Source organism: Anaerotruncus sp. (assembly GCF_057433415.1).
In genome coordinates, this window is record NZ_DBMDHH010000002.1 from 43,471 (window position 1) to 58,817 (window position 15,347).

The window sequence follows — 15,347 nt, forward strand, 5'->3', positions numbered from 1 at the left end:
ATGGAAATACAGGATGGAAAACTCCCGCTCGTCGTGGTGGCGGGCCCGACCGCGTCGGGCAAGACGGCCCTGGCCGTCGAGCTGGCGCTCCGGTTCGGCGGGGAAGTCGTCTCCGCCGATTCAATGCAGGTCTACCGCGGGATGGACATCGCGACCGCCAAACCGGACGAAGCCGAAATGAAGGGGGTTCCGCACCATTTAATCGACTTCATCGAGCCGGACGGCGCGGCCTTCTCGGTGGCGGATTACGCGCGGCTCGCGCACGCGGCGATCGACGGGATCGCCGCGCGGGGGAGGCTGCCGATCCTCGCCGGGGGGACGGGGCTCTACATCGGCGCGGTCGTCGACAACCTCGACTATGGGGAGATTCCCGCCTCGCCGGAGGTGCGGGAGGAACTGAAAACGCAGGCGCGGGAACGCGGCGGCGAAGCGATGCTCGAAGAGCTGCGCGGGGTGGACCCCGCGCTCGCGGAAAGGCTGCACCCCAATAACCTCGGACGGGTGCTGCGCGCGCTGGAGGTCTACCGGGTGACGGGGATCCCGATGAGCGAGCACCAGCGCCGTTCCCGGCTCACGCCCGCGCGCTATGAGCCCTGCATGCTCGGCATCTGCTTTCGCGACCGCGAAAAGCTCTACGAGCGGATCGACCGGCGCGTCGACCTCATGATGGAACGCGGCCTGCTCGACGAGGCGCGGGAGGTCAGCCGCCGCTGCGGCGGGACGGCCCGCCAGGCGATCGGCTACAAGGAGCTGCAGCCCTATCTGGAGGGGCGGGCGCCGCTTGAGGAGTGTGTGGCGCGGCTCAAGCAGGCCACCCGCAACTATGCCAAGCGGCAGCTCACCTGGTTTCGGCGGGACGGACGCATCCGGTGGCTCTGCGCGGACGAGTTTTCCTCCCCCGCGGAGCTGGCACAAAAGGCGGTCGAACTGGTTCACAACAGCATTCTTTTGTGATATAATATTCTGAAAGCAAAGACACGATACAGAAAGAGAAAACGGACACAACACTGATTTTGTTGCTCTGCAACAGGGGAGGTACCATGAAACAGCTGAATCTACAGGATGTTTTCCTCAACCAGGCCCGCCGCGAGAAGATCACCGTGACGATCTACCTGACCAACGGCTTCCAGTTCAAGGGGGTCGTGCGCGGCTTCGACTCCTTCACTGTCATCCTCGACTGCGAGGGGCGTCAGAACCTGGTCTACAAGCACGCGATTTCCACGATCATTCCCTCCAAGACGATCAGCATCCTGGAGTCGGTCGAGGGCGACAAAGAGAACGAATAGAAATCAGGCGGAACACCGGATATGAAAAATACGTTGACCCAAAGGCTCGTGATGGGGCTGCTCGCGCTTTTCCTGCTCAGCTACGTCGGCTATCAGGCGTGGCGGTATTTCACCTCCCAGTACAAAACCGAGACGGTGTATACCTACACGGTCGCGGAAACCGCCGGGATCACGGGCATCGCCCTGCGCGAGGAACAGCTGCTTGACGACTGGATCGGCAAGGGCGTGGCGACCTACCTGACGAGCGACGGCACCAAAGTCTCCAACGGCACCGCGATCGCCGAGGTCTACCGGAGCGAGAAGGACGCGGAAAACGTGCGGATGGTGCGGGAACTCTCCCACCAGCGGGAACAGCTCGAAAAGGCGCAGGACCCCGGCACCACCTCCTACGCGCACACCGACGTGCTCAACCGGCAGATTTTCAGCGAACTGGGCGGCATCATCCGCCAGGTGGACGGCAACAGCTTTTCCCAGATTTCCGGCGGGGCGGACAATCTGCTCCTGCTGCTCAACACCAAGCAGGTCGCGACCGGAAAGCAGAGCAGCTTTGCCGGCGAGATCGAGCGGCTCGAATCGGAGGAGCGGTACTACTCCTCCCAGATCAAGGAGGAGCCCGAGACGATCACGGCCCCGCGCCCCGGGTATTTCATCCGGACGATCGACGGCCTTGAGGGCAAGGCGGACCTTGAAAACCTCGACGAGCTGCTCCCGGACGATCTGGCCCGGCTGATGAACACGCCGGTCAAGACCAATTCCACAAGGGTGGGCAAGCTGATGCTCGGCCACAACTGGTACTTTGCCGCCGCCGTCCCGGAGGAGGATGTCTCCAAATACCGGGAGGGCGCGCTTGTCACCCTCGATTTCCACCTCAGCGGGACAAGCCCGGTGGAGGCGGTGGTGTGGAACGTCAACAAGGACCAGGAGAAGGGCGGCGCGGTCGTCGTCTTCCGCAGCGACTATATCAACGAGGCGCTCGTCAATCTGCGCACTGCGCAGGCGGACGTCAAATTCAAATCCATCTCCGGGCTGCGGGTGAGCAGCTCGGCCATCCGGTTCGAGGGCATCCAGAAGGGCGTTTACATCATCCGGGGCGAAAAGCTCGCCTTCCGCCCGGTGGACGTGCTCTACGAGGGGGCGGGGTTCGTGGTCTGCCGGGAAGCCAATCCCGAGGCCGAGCCCGACTGCCTCCAGCAATATGACGATGTGGTCATCGAGGGGGCGCAGCTTTATGACGGAAAACCGGCCTGACGAAGGGGCCGTCGCCGCGACGGTGAGGGATATTACCGAGCGTATAGCCGAGACCTGCGCGAAATGCGGCAGGGACCCGGCGGACGTGCGGCTGATGGCGGTGACCAAGACGGTCGAGGCCGCGCGGGTCAACGAGGCGATCGGCGCGGGGGTGCGGCTGCTCGGGGAAAACCGCGCGCAGGAGCTGCTCTCCAAATATGACGACTACCGGAAGGACGGGGCGGAGATCCACTTCATCGGGCATTTGCAGACCAACAAGGTGCGGCAGATCGCGGATAAGGTGACGATGATCCAGTCGCTGGACAGCCTCCCGCTCGCGCGGGAGATCGAAAAACAGTGCGCAAAGCTCGGGAAAAAGATGGACTGCCTCGTGGAAGTAAATATTGGAAGCGAACTGACAAAATCCGGCGTGTCGCCCGAAGCGCTTCCGGAATTTCTGGAAGAGGTTTCCTCGGTTGGCGGGATTTGTGTGCGGGGACTGATGTCGATCCCGCCGGTCTGCGAAAACGATCTCGAAAGAGAACGTTATTTTTCCAGTTTGTATAAACTATTTGTTGACATCGGGCAGAAAAAAATAGATAATATCAGTATGGATTTTTTGTCTATGGGGATGTCGGACGACTACCTGTTGGCAATCAAGCACGGCTCCAGCCTTGTTCGGATTGGAACCGCGCTGTTTGGGCGCAGGGCCTATGCCGGCCATCAATGAGAAACTGAGAGGGATGTTTTTATGGGACTTATGGATAAGTTCAAGAACTTCATCGGGATTCCGGAGGACGAGTACTACGAGGACGAGGACGTGGATTTCATCTCCAACGACAATCCCCGCCCCGATCCCGTCCGCGAGGAGCCCGCGGTGCACGGAGAGAAGCGCGGCAACAAGGTTGTCAACATCCACGCGACCACCCAGCTTCAGGTGGTGCTCGTAAAGCCCGAGCGGTTTGACGACGCCTCCGCCGTGGCGGACCACCTCAACGACAAGCGCACCGTCGTGCTCAACCTCGAGTCGACCAATAAGGACGTCTCCCGCAGGCTGATCGATTTCCTCTCGGGCGTGGCCTACGCCAACAACGGCCAGATCAAGCGCGTCGCCAACAGCACCTACATCATCACTCCCTACAATGTCGACATCATGGGCGACCTGCTCGACGAGCTCGAGAGCAACGGCGTCTTCTTCTGATGGCTTTCGCGGCGGACAGGCAGGACCAGGCGTTCACCGCCCACATCCTTGACCTGTTTACCATAGCGCAGCAAAAATACGTGACGCGCTTCACCGGCTTCCTGGACATGCACCAGCTCGCGCTGGCGCGGCGGGCGGCCGCGTCCTGCGCGTATCCGAATCACTCGTTTTTCGGCGGGCATCCCGGCGGGGAACGGGTGATGCTCGGCGTTTTCGCCCCCTACGAGGAGCCGGACGAGGCGGCGTTCCCGATCGTCCCGCTCACGCTCACCTTCCGGGCGGAGGACCCCATCGGCCACCGGGATATTTTGGGCTCCCTCACGGGGCTGGAGATCCGCCGGGAGGCGGTGGGGGACATCCTCATGGGGGAGGGGCTCGCCGTCTGCTTCGTGACCGATGCGGTCGCGCCCGTCGTCCTGAATGAGCTTGCCAAGGTCGGACGCTGCGGCGTCAGGGTTCGGGAGGGGCTTCCCGATGCGCTGCCGGCGCTGTACCGCTATGCCGACGTCCCCATCAATGTGAGCGCCTTGCGGCTCGACTGCGTGGCCGCGGCGCTGCTCCACCTCTCCCGCGAAAAGGCCGCGCAGGCGGTGCGCTCGGGGGCGGTGTCCCTCAACGGCGCGCCCGAACAGGAGGTCTCCCGCATGCTCTGCGAGGGGGACGTGCTGAGCGTCCGCGGCTATGGGAAATATCTGGTCGCGCAGGTGCTTTCGGAGACGAAAAAGGGGCGGCTGCACCTGCTCTGCAAAAAATATGTATGATCCGGTACGATTCCGATGAATGATATAAGGGGGATGTTCCACTGTGCTCAATCCAAACGAGATCGCGAACAAGCAGTTTTCCAAGGGGCGGGGCTACCGCGCGGAGGAAGTCGACAGCTATTTGCGGCAGATTGCCAGCGACATCGGTGAACTGATAGAGGAAAAGCGGGACCTGGAAAAGAAGATGATGGTTCTCGCGGACAAACTCGAGGAGTACAAGGAAGACGAGGAGAGCCTGCGCGCGGCGCTGCTCGGCGCCCAGAAGCTGGGCGACAGCGTGGTGCGGGAGGCCAAGGCCAAGGCGCAGTCGCTCCTTGAGGACGCCGAGGCGCAGGCCGTGCAGCTCGTGGAGAACGCCAAGAAGGAGATCGAGCGGCAGCAGCAGGGCTTCGTCCGGCTGCAGCGGGAGGTCGCGACCTTCAAGAGCAAGCTGCAGCTCGTCTATAAGCAGCATCTGGAGCTCATCAGTTCCATCCCCGTGGACGAGAATATCGTGGAAGCGGCGATGAAGAAGAGCGCCCCACAGCCGGAACCCCAGCCCCAGCCGGAGCAGCCCGTCTTTGAGGAGCCTGTCGACGAGCTGCCGCCTCCCGTCGAGCCGGTGGACGAGTATGCGATCCCGCTGCCGGTGGACGCCCCGTTGAGCTATTCGGAGGAGCGCCTTGAATACAGCGAGGACGCCTACGAATCCGACCCGGCGCCCGCACCCAAACGGGAATCGCGGTTCGGCCCGCTCAAATTCGGCAAGGAATTCGACATCAAGCGCGACGACGACAAGCGCAGGAAATAATTTCCGTCAAGATGAAATAGACAAAACAAGGAGAGAACAGCCCAATGTCCGAACAGGATTACAGCAAAACATTAAACCTTCCCAAGACCGACTTCTCGATGAGGGCCGGGCTGCCGCAGAAGGAACCCGGCATGGTCGAAAAATGGGATCGTGAGCGCCTTTACGACAAAATGATCGAAAAGAACGAGGGCAAGCCGCTCTATATGTTCCACGACGGCCCGCCGTATGCGAACGCGAACATCCACCTCGGGACCGCGCTCAACAAGGTGCTCAAGGACATCATCATTCGCCAGAAAAACCTGTCCGGATACAAGGCCCCCTACACCCCCGGCTGGGACACCCACGGCCTGCCCATCGAGCTCAAGGCGATTAAGGAGCTGGGCGTTTCGAGCGACATCACCCCGGTCGAGCTCCGAAAGGTGTGCCGCGATTTCGCGCTGCGTTTCGTCGAGAACCAGAAGCAGGAATTCAAGCGCCTGGGCACCCTCGCGGACTACGACAACCCCTACCTGACGCTGAAGCCCGAATACGAGGCGCGCCAGATCGAGATCTTCGGCGCGATGGCCAACAAGGGCTATATCTACAAGGGCCTCAAGCCGGTCTACTGGTGCCCTCAGTGCGAAACGGCGCTCGCCGAGGCGGAGATCGAATACGAGGAGGATCCCTGCCGTTCGATCTATGTGAAATTCAATGTCGTCGACGACAAGAAGGGCGTGCTCGCGCGCCTCGGCGCGGAGGATCTCTCCAAGACCTATATCGTCATCTGGACCACGACCACCTGGACGCTGCCCGGCAACATGGCCATCTGCGTCGGCCCGGCGTTTGAGTACTGCGTCGTGAAGGCGGGCGGGGAATATTACGTCATGGCCAAGGAGCTGGTCGAGTCGTCGATGAAGGCGGCCAAGATCGAGGATTACGAGATTCTCGGCGTCTGCCTGGGCGAGGAACTCGAGTATATCACCTACCAGCATCCCTTCCTCGACCGGCAGTCGCCGGTCATCCTTGGCGACCACGTCACGCTCGAGAGCGGCACAGGCTGCGTCCACACGGCGCCCGGCCACGGCGTCGAGGACTTCGACGTCTGCGCGCAGCACTATCCCGAGATCGAAGTCGTCGTGCCGGTCGATAAGTTCGGCAAGCTGACCGAGCTCGCGGGCGAGTTCGCGGGCCTTTCGACCGACGCCGCCAACAAGGCGATTGCCCAAAAGCTGGAATCCACCGGCAACCTCTTCGCGATGGAGAAGATCATCCACCAGTACCCGCACTGCTGGCGCTGCAAGGAGCCGATCATCTACCGCGCCACCGAGCAGTGGTTCTGCTCGGTCGACGACATCAAGGAGCAGACGGTGGAGGAGATCGAAAAGGTCAACTTCATCCCCGAGTGGGGCCGCGGCCGCATGATCAACATGGTCCGCGACCGCAGCGACTGGTGCATCTCGCGCCAGCGCACCTGGGGTGTTCCGATCCCGATCTTCTACTGCAAAAAATGCGGCAAATACCATGTCGACGAGGCGAGCATCGCCGCCGTCGCGGAGCTTTTCCGCACGCACGGGGGTTCGGACGCCTGGTACACCACCGACGCGAAGGACATCCTGCCCAAGGGCACCAAGTGCAAATACTGCGGCAGCGAGGAGTTCACCAAGGAGACCGACATCATGGACGTCTGGTTCGATTCCGGCACGTCCTATGCCTCGGTCATCCACGACAATCCCAGCCTGGAATGGCCGGTCGACCTCTACCTCGAGGGCACCGACCAGTACCGCGGCTGGTTCCAGTCGTCGCTGCTGACCTCGGTCGCGTGGCAGGGCGTCGCGCCCTACAAGACCGTCTGCACCCACGGCTGGGTGGTCGACGGCGAGGGCCGCAAGATGTCCAAGTCGCTCGGCAACGGCATGGAGCCCAGCGAGATCACCGACCAGTACGGCGCGGATATCCTGCGCCTGTGGGTCGCCTCCGCCGATTACCACGCGGACATCCGCATCTCCAAGGACATCTTAAAGCAGCTTTCCGAGGTCTACCGCAAAATTCGCAACACCGCGCGGTTCATCCTCGGCAACATCTCCGACTTTGATCCCAACCGGGACCTCGTTGCGAAGGAGAAGCTGTCCGGGCTCGACCTGTGGGCGCTCTCCCGCTTCAACGACCTCGTGAAGCAGTGCGCCGGGGCCTACGACCGGTTTGAATTCCACATCATCTACCACGCGCTCCACAACTTCTGCACGATCGATATGTCGAACTTCTACCTCGACGTGATCAAGGACCGCCTCTATGTCGAGGCGGCCGAATCGGCCGACCGCCGCGCCGCGCAGACGACGATCTACACGATCCTGCGCGGGCTCACGCTGCTCATCGCGCCGATCATCCCCTTCACCGCGGAGGAGATCTGGAGCTATCTGCCCGCCGACTCCGGCTATGACGCCGGCTCGGTCATGTTCAACGAGATGCCCAGGGCGGTCGACGGCATGGTCGACGAGGCGTTCATGGAGAAGTGGGACCGCATCCACCTGGTGCGCGACGACGTGCTCGGCGCGCTCGAGGCGGCCCGCGCCGCCAAGACGATCGGCAAGTCGCTCGAGGCGAAAGTGTCCCTCCACTGCGACGGGGAGCTCTATGATTTCCTCGCCTCGGTCATGGACGAACTCGCGCCTGTCTTCATCGTCTCCGCCGTTTCGCTCGAACGGGGCGGGGAAGGCTCGTTCAAGGGCGCGGTCGAAGGGCTTTCCGTCACCGTCGCCCATGCGGACGGGGCGCACTGCCCGCGCTGCTGGGCTTACAGCGGCACGGTCGGTTCCGACGCGAAGCATCCCGAGCTCTGCGCGCGCTGCGCCGGGATCGTTGGTTAAACACGGTTAGAAATCAGTTTGCGGCGCTTAAATTCCTTTAAGCGCCGCAAATTTCTGTTGGAGGACATTTTATGACAGCAATTGTTTTGATCGTGTCCGCGCTGCTCGTGCTCGCCGACCAGCTCATCAAGCTGTGGGTGCTGGCCGCCCTGCCCGGCGCGCCGTCGGTGACGCTCATCCCCGGCCTTCTCCAACTGACCTACGTGGAGAACCGCGGAGCCGCGTTCGGCATCTTCCAGGGGCGGGTGGGGCTCCTCTCCATCGTCACCCTCGCGGTCATCGCGGTGGCCGTATGGCTGCTCATCAGCGGAAAAATCCGCCACAAGCTCGCCATGTGGAGCGTGGGGCTCATTGTCGCGGGCGGGCTCGGCAACCTGATCGACCGGATCTTCCGGGCGTTTGTCGTCGACTATCTCGACGTGTCGCCGCTCTTCCACTTCCCGGTCTTCAACTTTGCCGACTGCTGCGTGGTCGTCGGGACGATCCTGCTGGCGGTCTGGCTGCTCTTCCTCGAGGGCAGGGACAAAAAGGTCCCGCCCGCTCCGGAAGCCCCGGAGGGCGGGAGCGTTGAATAAGCGCTATTTCGCCGCCGACGAGGCGGACGCGGGGGAGCGGGTCGACCGCTGGATTGCCGGGGCGGCGGAGGATCTCTCCCGCTCGGTCGTGCAGAGGCTGTGTGACGACGGTGCCGTCTTCGCGGACGGGAAGGCGGTCGCGAAGAACTACCGGCTGCGGGGCGGCGAGGAGCTCGCCGTCGAGGTGCCGGACGCAAAGCCGCTCGACGTCGTCCCGCAGGACATCCCCATCGACATCGTCTACGAGGATGACGACCTGCTGGTCGTCGACAAGCCCAAGGGGATGGTCGTGCATCCCGCGCCGGGCAACTGGGACGGCACGCTCGTGAACGCGCTGCTCTTCCACTGCGCCGGGCGGCTCTCGTCGATCAACGGCGTCATCCGTCCGGGGATCGTCCACCGGATCGACAAGGATACGAGCGGACTTCTGATCGTCGCCAAGAACGATTTCGCCCACAATCTGCTCGCGGAGCAGATCAAGGCGCACAGCTTTACACGCATCTACAACGCCGTCGTCTACGGCGGCTTTTCCATCGGGGAGGGAACGGTCGACGCGCCGATCGGGCGGAATCCCTCCGACCGCAAGAAGATGTGCGTGACCGAGCGGAACTCCCGCCCCGCCGTGACCCACTACCGGGTGCGGGAGCGGTTTACCGGGTTTACCGATCTGGAGCTGCGGCTCGAGACGGGGCGCACCCATCAGATCCGCGTGCACATGGCGCACATCGGCCATCCCGTTGCGGGGGACCCCGTCTACGGGCCGAAAAAGGTGATCGCGCGGCTCAGCGGGCAGTGCCTGCACGCCCGCGCGATCGGTTTTATCCATCCGCGCACAGGGGAATATCTCGAGTTCACAAGCGGGCTTCCCGCTTATTACACCGCGTTTCTCGACAGCCTGAGGGGGGACCATCCTTGACAAAGCTTTCCGATCTGCTGCTCGTCAGCGACATCGACGGGACGCTGATGAACTTTCCCGCGCCCATCCCGCCGCGCAACATCGAGGCGCTGCGGCGGTTTACCGCCGCCGGCGGGAGGTTTTCCGTCGCCACCGGGCGTTCGATCGCCTCGGCGCGCCCCTATGTGGAGCAGCTTCCGGTGAACGCGCCCTGCATCCTCTACAACGGCTGCGCGATCTATGATTTCGCCGCCGAAAAGGTGCTCCGCGCGCGTTATCTGCCCGACAGTTATGCCGGTTACCTGTCCGCGCTGATGCGGGAATTTCCCGGTGCGGGCTTCGCGCTGATGCGGGAGCGGGAGATCGTCGCGCTCTCCGGGCCCGGTTATGTCCGCGAATACCTCGGCCGGGAAAACATGCCGATCCTCGAAGAGGCGCTTACAAAGGCGCGCGGCCCCTTCCTCAAGGCGGTCATGGCGATGCCTTGCGAATGGACCGCGCGGGTCGAGGAGTTCGGCAATGCGCAGGGTTGGAAGGACGTGCGGTTCTTCCGGACGGGCCGTCCGTTTGTCGAAATGCTGCCCGCCGAAGCTGAAAAGGGGACGGCCTTGACAGAACTGATGGACCTGCTTGGGATTCCTCCCGCGCGTACGGTCGCGATGGGGGACTACTACAACGACGCCGGGATGCTCGCGGCGGCCGGTTTTGCCGCCACCACGGCCGAGGCGCCCGACGCGGTGCGCTATCTCTGCCGGGGCATCTTCGGGCGCTGTGAGGACGGCGCGCTCGCCGACCTCATCGAAGCGCTCGAACGCCGCTGACCGGCATAATGCCCCGTCCCCTCCGCATAGATTGGAGCGGGGGGATGCGCATGAAATGGAAAAAATCGACTGCCGCGGCGGTCCTGCTCTTCGGGCTGGCGGCGGTTTCCCTAATGGTACATTCGGTGTCGGAGATCATGGCGGTCACGCCCGTCTTTGCCGGGGAGGAACAGGAGCTGCCCACCATCGTGATCGACGCGGGGCACGGCGGTTTCGACGGGGGCGCGACGGGCGTGGACGGGATCGTCGAGAAGGATCTGAACCTTTCGATTGCCCGCAAGCTCTACGACCTCTTCACCGTGAACGGGTTCGACGCGGTGCTCACACGGGACAGCGACGAGACGCTCGAGGACCCGTCGCTCACGACCATCCGCAAGCGGAAGAATTCGGACATCCACAACCGCCTCGAGCTTGCGAAAAGCTACGACAACTGCATCCTGCTGAGCATCCACCAGAACAAGTTCCCGCAGTCTCAGTATTTCGGCGCGCAGGTCTTCTACGGGCCGAAAAATCCGCAGAGCGAGGCGCTTGCGAAGATCACCCAGCGGCGGATGGTGGAGATGCTTCAGCCGGAGAACACCCGCCAATATAAGCCCTGCGGGGACAGCGTCTACCTCATCTATAACGCCCCGATGCCCGCGCTGCTGATCGAGTGCGGGTTCCTCTCCAATCCGGACGACGCCTACAAGCTGATCGACGCGGACTACCAAAAAAAGATCGCCTTTGCGATCTTCTCTTCGACGGCGGAATATCTGGGGCTGCAAACCCCGGCGGAGGCGGCGGTCTACCGGGAACTCGAATAAAAAGGAATGTGAAGGATGGCTGTAACCAAAAATAAGAGCGTCTACGTCTGCCAGAGCTGCGGCTACGAGTCGGCCAAATGGTACGGGCGCTGCCCCGACTGCGGCGAGTGGAACTCGATGACCGAGGAGGTGCGCCAGCAGGTCTCGTCGGCGAAGTCCCGTTCGGCCGGTGGGAGCGCGCCCACGGTGCGGGAGAGCACGGTGAAAAAGCTCTCGGAGATTTCGTCGGACGACAGCCAGCGGTACGTCACCGGCGTCGGGGAACTCGACCGGGTGCTCGGCGGCGGGATCGTCGCGGGCTCGGTGACGCTGCTCTCGGGCGATCCGGGCATCGGCAAGTCGACGCTGCTGCTGCAAATCTGCGAGTACCTCTGCGAGGGACTCAAAATCCTCTATGTATCGGGGGAGGAGAGCGCGCGCCAGCTCAAGCTGCGCGCCAACCGGCTGGGCGTTGCGAGCGACAACCTCTATATCTGCGCCACGACCGACATCGAAAGCGTGCTCGAGACGGTGCGGCGGCTGTCGCCCGACATGGTGATGATCGACTCGATCCAGACGATGAACCTTGCCGCGCTCACCTCGTCGGCGGGCAGCGTGACGCAGATCCGCGAGTGCACCCAGGTGCTCATCGGCATTGCCAAGAGCATGGAGGTGCCCGTCTTCATCGTCGGGCACGTCAACAAGGACGGCGCGATCGCAGGGCCGAAGGTGCTCGAGCACATGGTGGACGCGGTCCTCTACTTCGAGGGGGAGCGCCAGCAGAATTTCCGTATCCTGCGCGCGGTCAAAAACCGCTACGGCTCGACCAACGAGATCGGCGTCTTCGAGATGGCGCAGGACGGCCTGCGGGAGGTCCCGAACCCCTCCCAGATGATGCTTTCCGGCCGCCCGAAGGGGGTGTCCGGGACCTGCGTGGCCTGCGTGATGGAGGGGACGCGCCCCATCCTCGCGGAGGTGCAGGCGCTCGTCTCCAAGACGGGATTCGGCAATCCGCGGCGGCAGGCGGCGGGGTTCGATTACAACCGCGCCGCGCTGCTCATCGCGGTGCTGGAAAAACGCTGCGGGTATTTCTTCGGAAATCTCGACGCGTACATCAATGTGGTCGGCGGGCTCAGGCTGGACGAGCCCGCCGCGGACCTCCCGGTCGCGATGGCGCTCATCTCCAACCTGCTCGACAAGAGCGTGCCGGACGATCTGGCCGCCTTCGGCGAGGTGGGGCTCGCGGGGGAGGTGCGCGCGGTGGGGAGCATCCAGCAGCGGGTCAGCGAGAGCTACCGGCTCGGGTTCACCACCTGCGTGGTGCCCAAGCACTGCGTGAAGCAGATTGACCTGCGCGGGATGCCCGGGCTCAACCTGATCGGGGTGCAGAATCTTTCACAGGCCATCGCGGTCATCCGTTAGTTCGGCATAGGGGTCGGTGCGGGTAAAGTAGCCGCATCCGTTTCCGTCGCAGCTGGTGATGTAGCTGATGTCGTCGAGCGAGCAGTAGCCCTGCTGCTGGTAGTAACAGTCCTTGTCGCAGGGGATGAGCCGCACCTTTCGTTCCTTGGGACTTGCCATGAAACTCACACTCCAAACACAGATTCTTCATTTGCGCGCCGCGCCGTTTCCGCAGCGGTGCGGCAGCCATTAGTATCACCATTTCCGCGCCGATTAAGCACGGCAAATCCTCCGGGCGCGGAGAATAAAACCCCCGTCGCGGACGAACACTAACTTCGTAATTTTTGATGAAGTTGGACCGGATGTTCGTCCGTGATGGGGGTTTCGCCATTGATTTTTAAACGTATCGCCGCGCTGCTGCTGGCCGCCGGCTCGTTCGGCGCGGCCGCGGCCGCGCCGCTTGTTGTCCTGCGCGCCGTGCCGACGGTGGCGTGCATCACACCGCGGGAGACGCTCTATGAGAAGCGCATCAACGCCACCGGCACCATCGAAGCGCAGAACGTGCGGGAGGTCTACCTCGACACGCCGGTCATCGCGCAGGCGGTGAACGTTTCGGTGGGCGACTATGTGCGGCAGGACCAGGTGCTTGCTGTCATCGACGCGGACACCACCAAGAGCGTGCTGGAACAGAGCATCCCCGCCTCGAGCCTCGTCTCGGGTATGGCGGCGGGTGCGATTTCGCAGGAGACGGCGGATCTGGCGGGTCTTTATTCGGCGCTGCAATCCTCCGCCTTCGGCACGGGGCTGGACCTCGGCAGCCTCCAGGAGGTCTATGAGGCGGCGGGAGGCGTCCCGGTCGAGCAGAACCCCTACCTCTACGTCCCCGAGACGATCACCGCGCCGATGGACGGCGTCGTGACCGAGGTGGGCATCAAGAGCGGGGTGCTCTCCCGGACCGCGAAGCCGGTCGTCACCATCTCCGACACCGGCAGCTTCGCTGCGATGGTCACGGTGGGGGAGTCGTACATTTCGGACGTGAAGGTCGGGGACCCGGCCGTCATTACGGGCACCGGCTTTCCCGGGCGGGAATATACGGGGCACGTGCGGAAGATCGCCCCGGTGGCCCGCAAGCTGACGGGCGGCACCGCGCAGGAGACGGTGGTCGACGTGGAGATCGCGATCGACGACCCGGATAACGACCTCAAGGCTGGCTTTACCGCGCGCGCGGAGATCGTCACGGACACCCGGCGCACGATGCTGACGGTGCCGTATGAGGCGGTGCGGCAGGACGAAAACAACGTGGAATACGTCTACCTGGCGGAGGGCTCCCGCGCCGTGCGGCGGGATATCCAGACGGGGGTCGAGCTGCTCGAGGGAGTCGAGGTGACCGAAGGGCTCGGCCCCTCGGACGTGCTGCTTGCCGACGCGTCAGCGGCGGGGAAGGAAGGCGCCCTAGTAAACCTGCAGAGGGGGGAGCGTCAGGATGTTCTTTGACAGCTTCGTGTGCAGCATCCGCAATCTCGGGCGCAAACGGTTCCGCAGCTTCCTGACGATCGCAAGCATCGCAATCGGCGTGGCTTCGGTCGTGTTGATCGGCTCGATCGGGGAGATCGGCAAGGGCGCGATCACCGACGAGCTCAATTCGCTGGGGCTCGGCAGCGTCACGGTGAGCGCCGATAAAAAGTTTACCAGCCTCAAAATGGGGGAGGAGGACCTCGCGCTGCTCCGCAAAAGCCCGCAGGTGGAGAGCGCCACGCCGATCGTCGTGAGCTACAGCAGCATCCGGATGCGCGGGCTGGTGGCCAACGCGGTGCTGTGGGGGGTGGACGACGGGAAAAACCAGGTGATTTCCCTCACGCCGAAATACGGGCGGATGCTGGACGCAGCGGACATCGCCGGGGCGGCGGACGTCTGCGTGATCGACAGCAACGTGGCCGAGCTCTTCTACAAGCGGGACAACGTCGTCGGGAAATCCCTTGACGCGATGATCGGCGGCAGCTATGTGCGCCTTGAGATCGTCGGGATCGCCTCGTCGGGCGGCAACATCCTGCAAAACATGGTGGGGGACGTGATCCCCTCCTTCGCGTACCTGCCCTATACGACCGTCCAGCGGTACACGGGGGAGGACTCCTTCGGACAGATCGCCGTCACCCTGCGGGACTCGGCGGACATCGATGCGGCGGCCGAGCAGCTCAGCGCGTCGGTCAACCGGTTCCACAACATCGAGCGCGGCTTTAAGGCGGAGAACATCTCCAAGCAGAAGGATACCCTTGACAACCTCCTCGGCGTGGTGACCATCGTGCTCTCGGCGATTGCGGCGGTGTCGCTCGTGGTGGCGGGCCTGGGCATCATGACGGTGATGATCGTGTCGGTCAACGAGCGCACCCGCGAGATCGGCATCAAAAAATCGATCGGCGCGACCCGCCGGACCATCCTGCTCGAATTCCTGATCGAGGCCTTTACGATTTCGCTGATCGGGAGTATCATGGGAGTGGCGGCGGGCCTTGCGCTCGTCTGGGCCGGCTGCGCCCTCATCGGGGTGGCCATGTCGGTGAACCCGGCGCTCATCGCTGTGAGCGTCGCGCTTACGGTCGGCATCGGCATGGTGTTCGGCGTCTACCCAGCGACGGTCGCCGCGCGTCTGCGCCCGGTGGACGCCCTGCGCACCGAATAAGACCTGTGGGACGGTGGAACCATGCGGTTTGTCCAGAATAGCAATCTTCCGGAGGGGCCGGTGCGTCTCTGCGCGGTGGGGGAGCGGTATG

16 protein-coding genes are annotated in these 15,347 nt (G+C 63.3%); 15 read left to right on the plus strand and 1 reads right to left on the minus strand.

Going from position 1 to position 15,347, the window contains the following annotated elements:
- The 13 genes from miaA to radA all read left to right on the plus strand — a co-directional run bounded on the left by miaA (nt 1) and on the right by radA (nt 12,603).
- Nucleotides 1–954 carry a tRNA (adenosine(37)-N6)-dimethylallyltransferase MiaA gene (gene miaA / locus ACZO3G_RS00930; RefSeq protein WP_276872524.1) on the plus strand — a complete coding sequence of 318 codons (954 nt, stop codon included), beginning with the start codon at nt 1–3 and terminating at the stop codon, nt 952–954.
- A gap of 86 nt (nt 955–1,040) precedes the next feature.
- The gene (gene hfq / locus ACZO3G_RS00935) at nt 1,041–1,286 is read left to right on the plus strand and encodes an RNA chaperone Hfq (RefSeq protein ID WP_101550618.1); all 246 of its coding nucleotides are present in this window, start codon (nt 1,041–1,043) and stop codon (nt 1,284–1,286) included.
- A 21-nt stretch (nt 1,287–1,307) separates the two neighbouring features.
- Nucleotides 1,308–2,534, plus strand: coding sequence for a biotin/lipoyl attachment domain-containing protein (locus ACZO3G_RS00940; protein ID WP_101550620.1), 1,227 nt, complete (start codon nt 1,308–1,310; stop codon nt 2,532–2,534).
- A complete protein-coding gene (locus tag ACZO3G_RS00945) occupies nt 2,515–3,243 on the plus strand; it encodes a YggS family pyridoxal phosphate-dependent enzyme (RefSeq protein ID WP_277138414.1) in 729 nt (242 codons plus the stop codon). Before ACZO3G_RS00940 ends, ACZO3G_RS00945 begins: the two co-directional genes overlap by 20 nt.
- Nucleotides 3,244–3,264: 21 nt before the next feature.
- Nucleotides 3,265–3,714 carry a cell division protein SepF gene (locus tag ACZO3G_RS00950; RefSeq protein WP_101550622.1) on the plus strand — a complete coding sequence of 150 codons (450 nt, stop codon included), beginning with the start codon at nt 3,265–3,267 and terminating at the stop codon, nt 3,712–3,714.
- Nucleotides 3,714–4,475 (plus strand): YlmH family RNA-binding protein, encoded by a 762-nt coding sequence (locus tag ACZO3G_RS00955; RefSeq protein WP_101550623.1) that lies wholly within the window; start codon nt 3,714–3,716, stop codon nt 4,473–4,475. Before ACZO3G_RS00950 ends, ACZO3G_RS00955 begins: the two co-directional genes overlap by 1 nt.
- A 43-nt stretch (nt 4,476–4,518) precedes the next feature.
- Nucleotides 4,519–5,265: a DivIVA domain-containing protein gene (locus tag ACZO3G_RS00960; RefSeq protein ID WP_101550624.1), complete on the plus strand. Its 747-nt coding sequence runs from the start codon at nt 4,519–4,521 to the stop codon at nt 5,263–5,265.
- A 44-nt stretch (nt 5,266–5,309) separates the two neighbouring features.
- Nucleotides 5,310–8,108 carry an isoleucine--tRNA ligase gene (gene ileS, locus ACZO3G_RS00965; protein WP_276871680.1) on the plus strand — a complete coding sequence of 933 codons (2,799 nt, stop codon included), beginning with the start codon at nt 5,310–5,312 and terminating at the stop codon, nt 8,106–8,108.
- 71 nt (nt 8,109–8,179) lie between these two features.
- Entirely contained in the window at nt 8,180–8,683 is a 504-nt protein-coding gene (lspA, locus tag ACZO3G_RS00970; protein WP_276871681.1) for a signal peptidase II, read from the plus strand.
- Nucleotides 8,676–9,599 (plus strand): RluA family pseudouridine synthase, encoded by a 924-nt coding sequence (locus tag ACZO3G_RS00975; RefSeq protein ID WP_276871682.1) that lies wholly within the window; start codon nt 8,676–8,678, stop codon nt 9,597–9,599. Before lspA ends, ACZO3G_RS00975 begins: the two co-directional genes overlap by 8 nt.
- Nucleotides 9,596–10,399, plus strand: a complete 804-nt coding sequence (locus tag ACZO3G_RS00980; RefSeq protein ID WP_276871683.1) for an HAD-IIB family hydrolase — start codon at nt 9,596–9,598, stop codon at nt 10,397–10,399. Before ACZO3G_RS00975 ends, ACZO3G_RS00980 begins: the two co-directional genes overlap by 4 nt.
- Before the next feature lie 50 nt (nt 10,400–10,449).
- Entirely contained in the window at nt 10,450–11,202 is a 753-nt protein-coding gene (locus ACZO3G_RS00985) for an N-acetylmuramoyl-L-alanine amidase (RefSeq protein WP_276871684.1), read from the plus strand.
- 15 nt (nt 11,203–11,217) lie between these two features.
- On the plus strand, nt 11,218–12,603 hold the full coding sequence (gene radA, locus ACZO3G_RS00990) for a DNA repair protein RadA (RefSeq protein WP_276871686.1): 1,386 nt from the start codon (nt 11,218–11,220) through the stop codon (nt 12,601–12,603).
- Here radA and ACZO3G_RS00995 read toward each other — a convergent pair.
- Nucleotides 12,577–12,762 (minus strand): hypothetical protein, encoded by a 186-nt coding sequence (locus ACZO3G_RS00995; protein WP_101550639.1) that lies wholly within the window; start codon nt 12,760–12,762, stop codon nt 12,577–12,579. The genes radA and ACZO3G_RS00995 overlap by 27 nt on opposite strands.
- A gap of 210 nt (nt 12,763–12,972) precedes the next feature.
- On the opposite strand from ACZO3G_RS00995, the gene ACZO3G_RS01000 reads away from it, so the two are divergent.
- Both ACZO3G_RS01000 and ACZO3G_RS01005 read left to right on the plus strand, forming a co-directional pair.
- Nucleotides 12,973–14,076: an efflux RND transporter periplasmic adaptor subunit gene (locus ACZO3G_RS01000; RefSeq protein ID WP_276871694.1), complete on the plus strand. Its 1,104-nt coding sequence runs from the start codon at nt 12,973–12,975 to the stop codon at nt 14,074–14,076.
- Nucleotides 14,066–15,256 carry an ABC transporter permease gene (locus tag ACZO3G_RS01005; RefSeq protein ID WP_101550643.1) on the plus strand — a complete coding sequence of 397 codons (1,191 nt, stop codon included), beginning with the start codon at nt 14,066–14,068 and terminating at the stop codon, nt 15,254–15,256. Before ACZO3G_RS01000 ends, ACZO3G_RS01005 begins: the two co-directional genes overlap by 11 nt.
- Nucleotides 15,257–15,347: the final 91 nt, after the last annotated feature.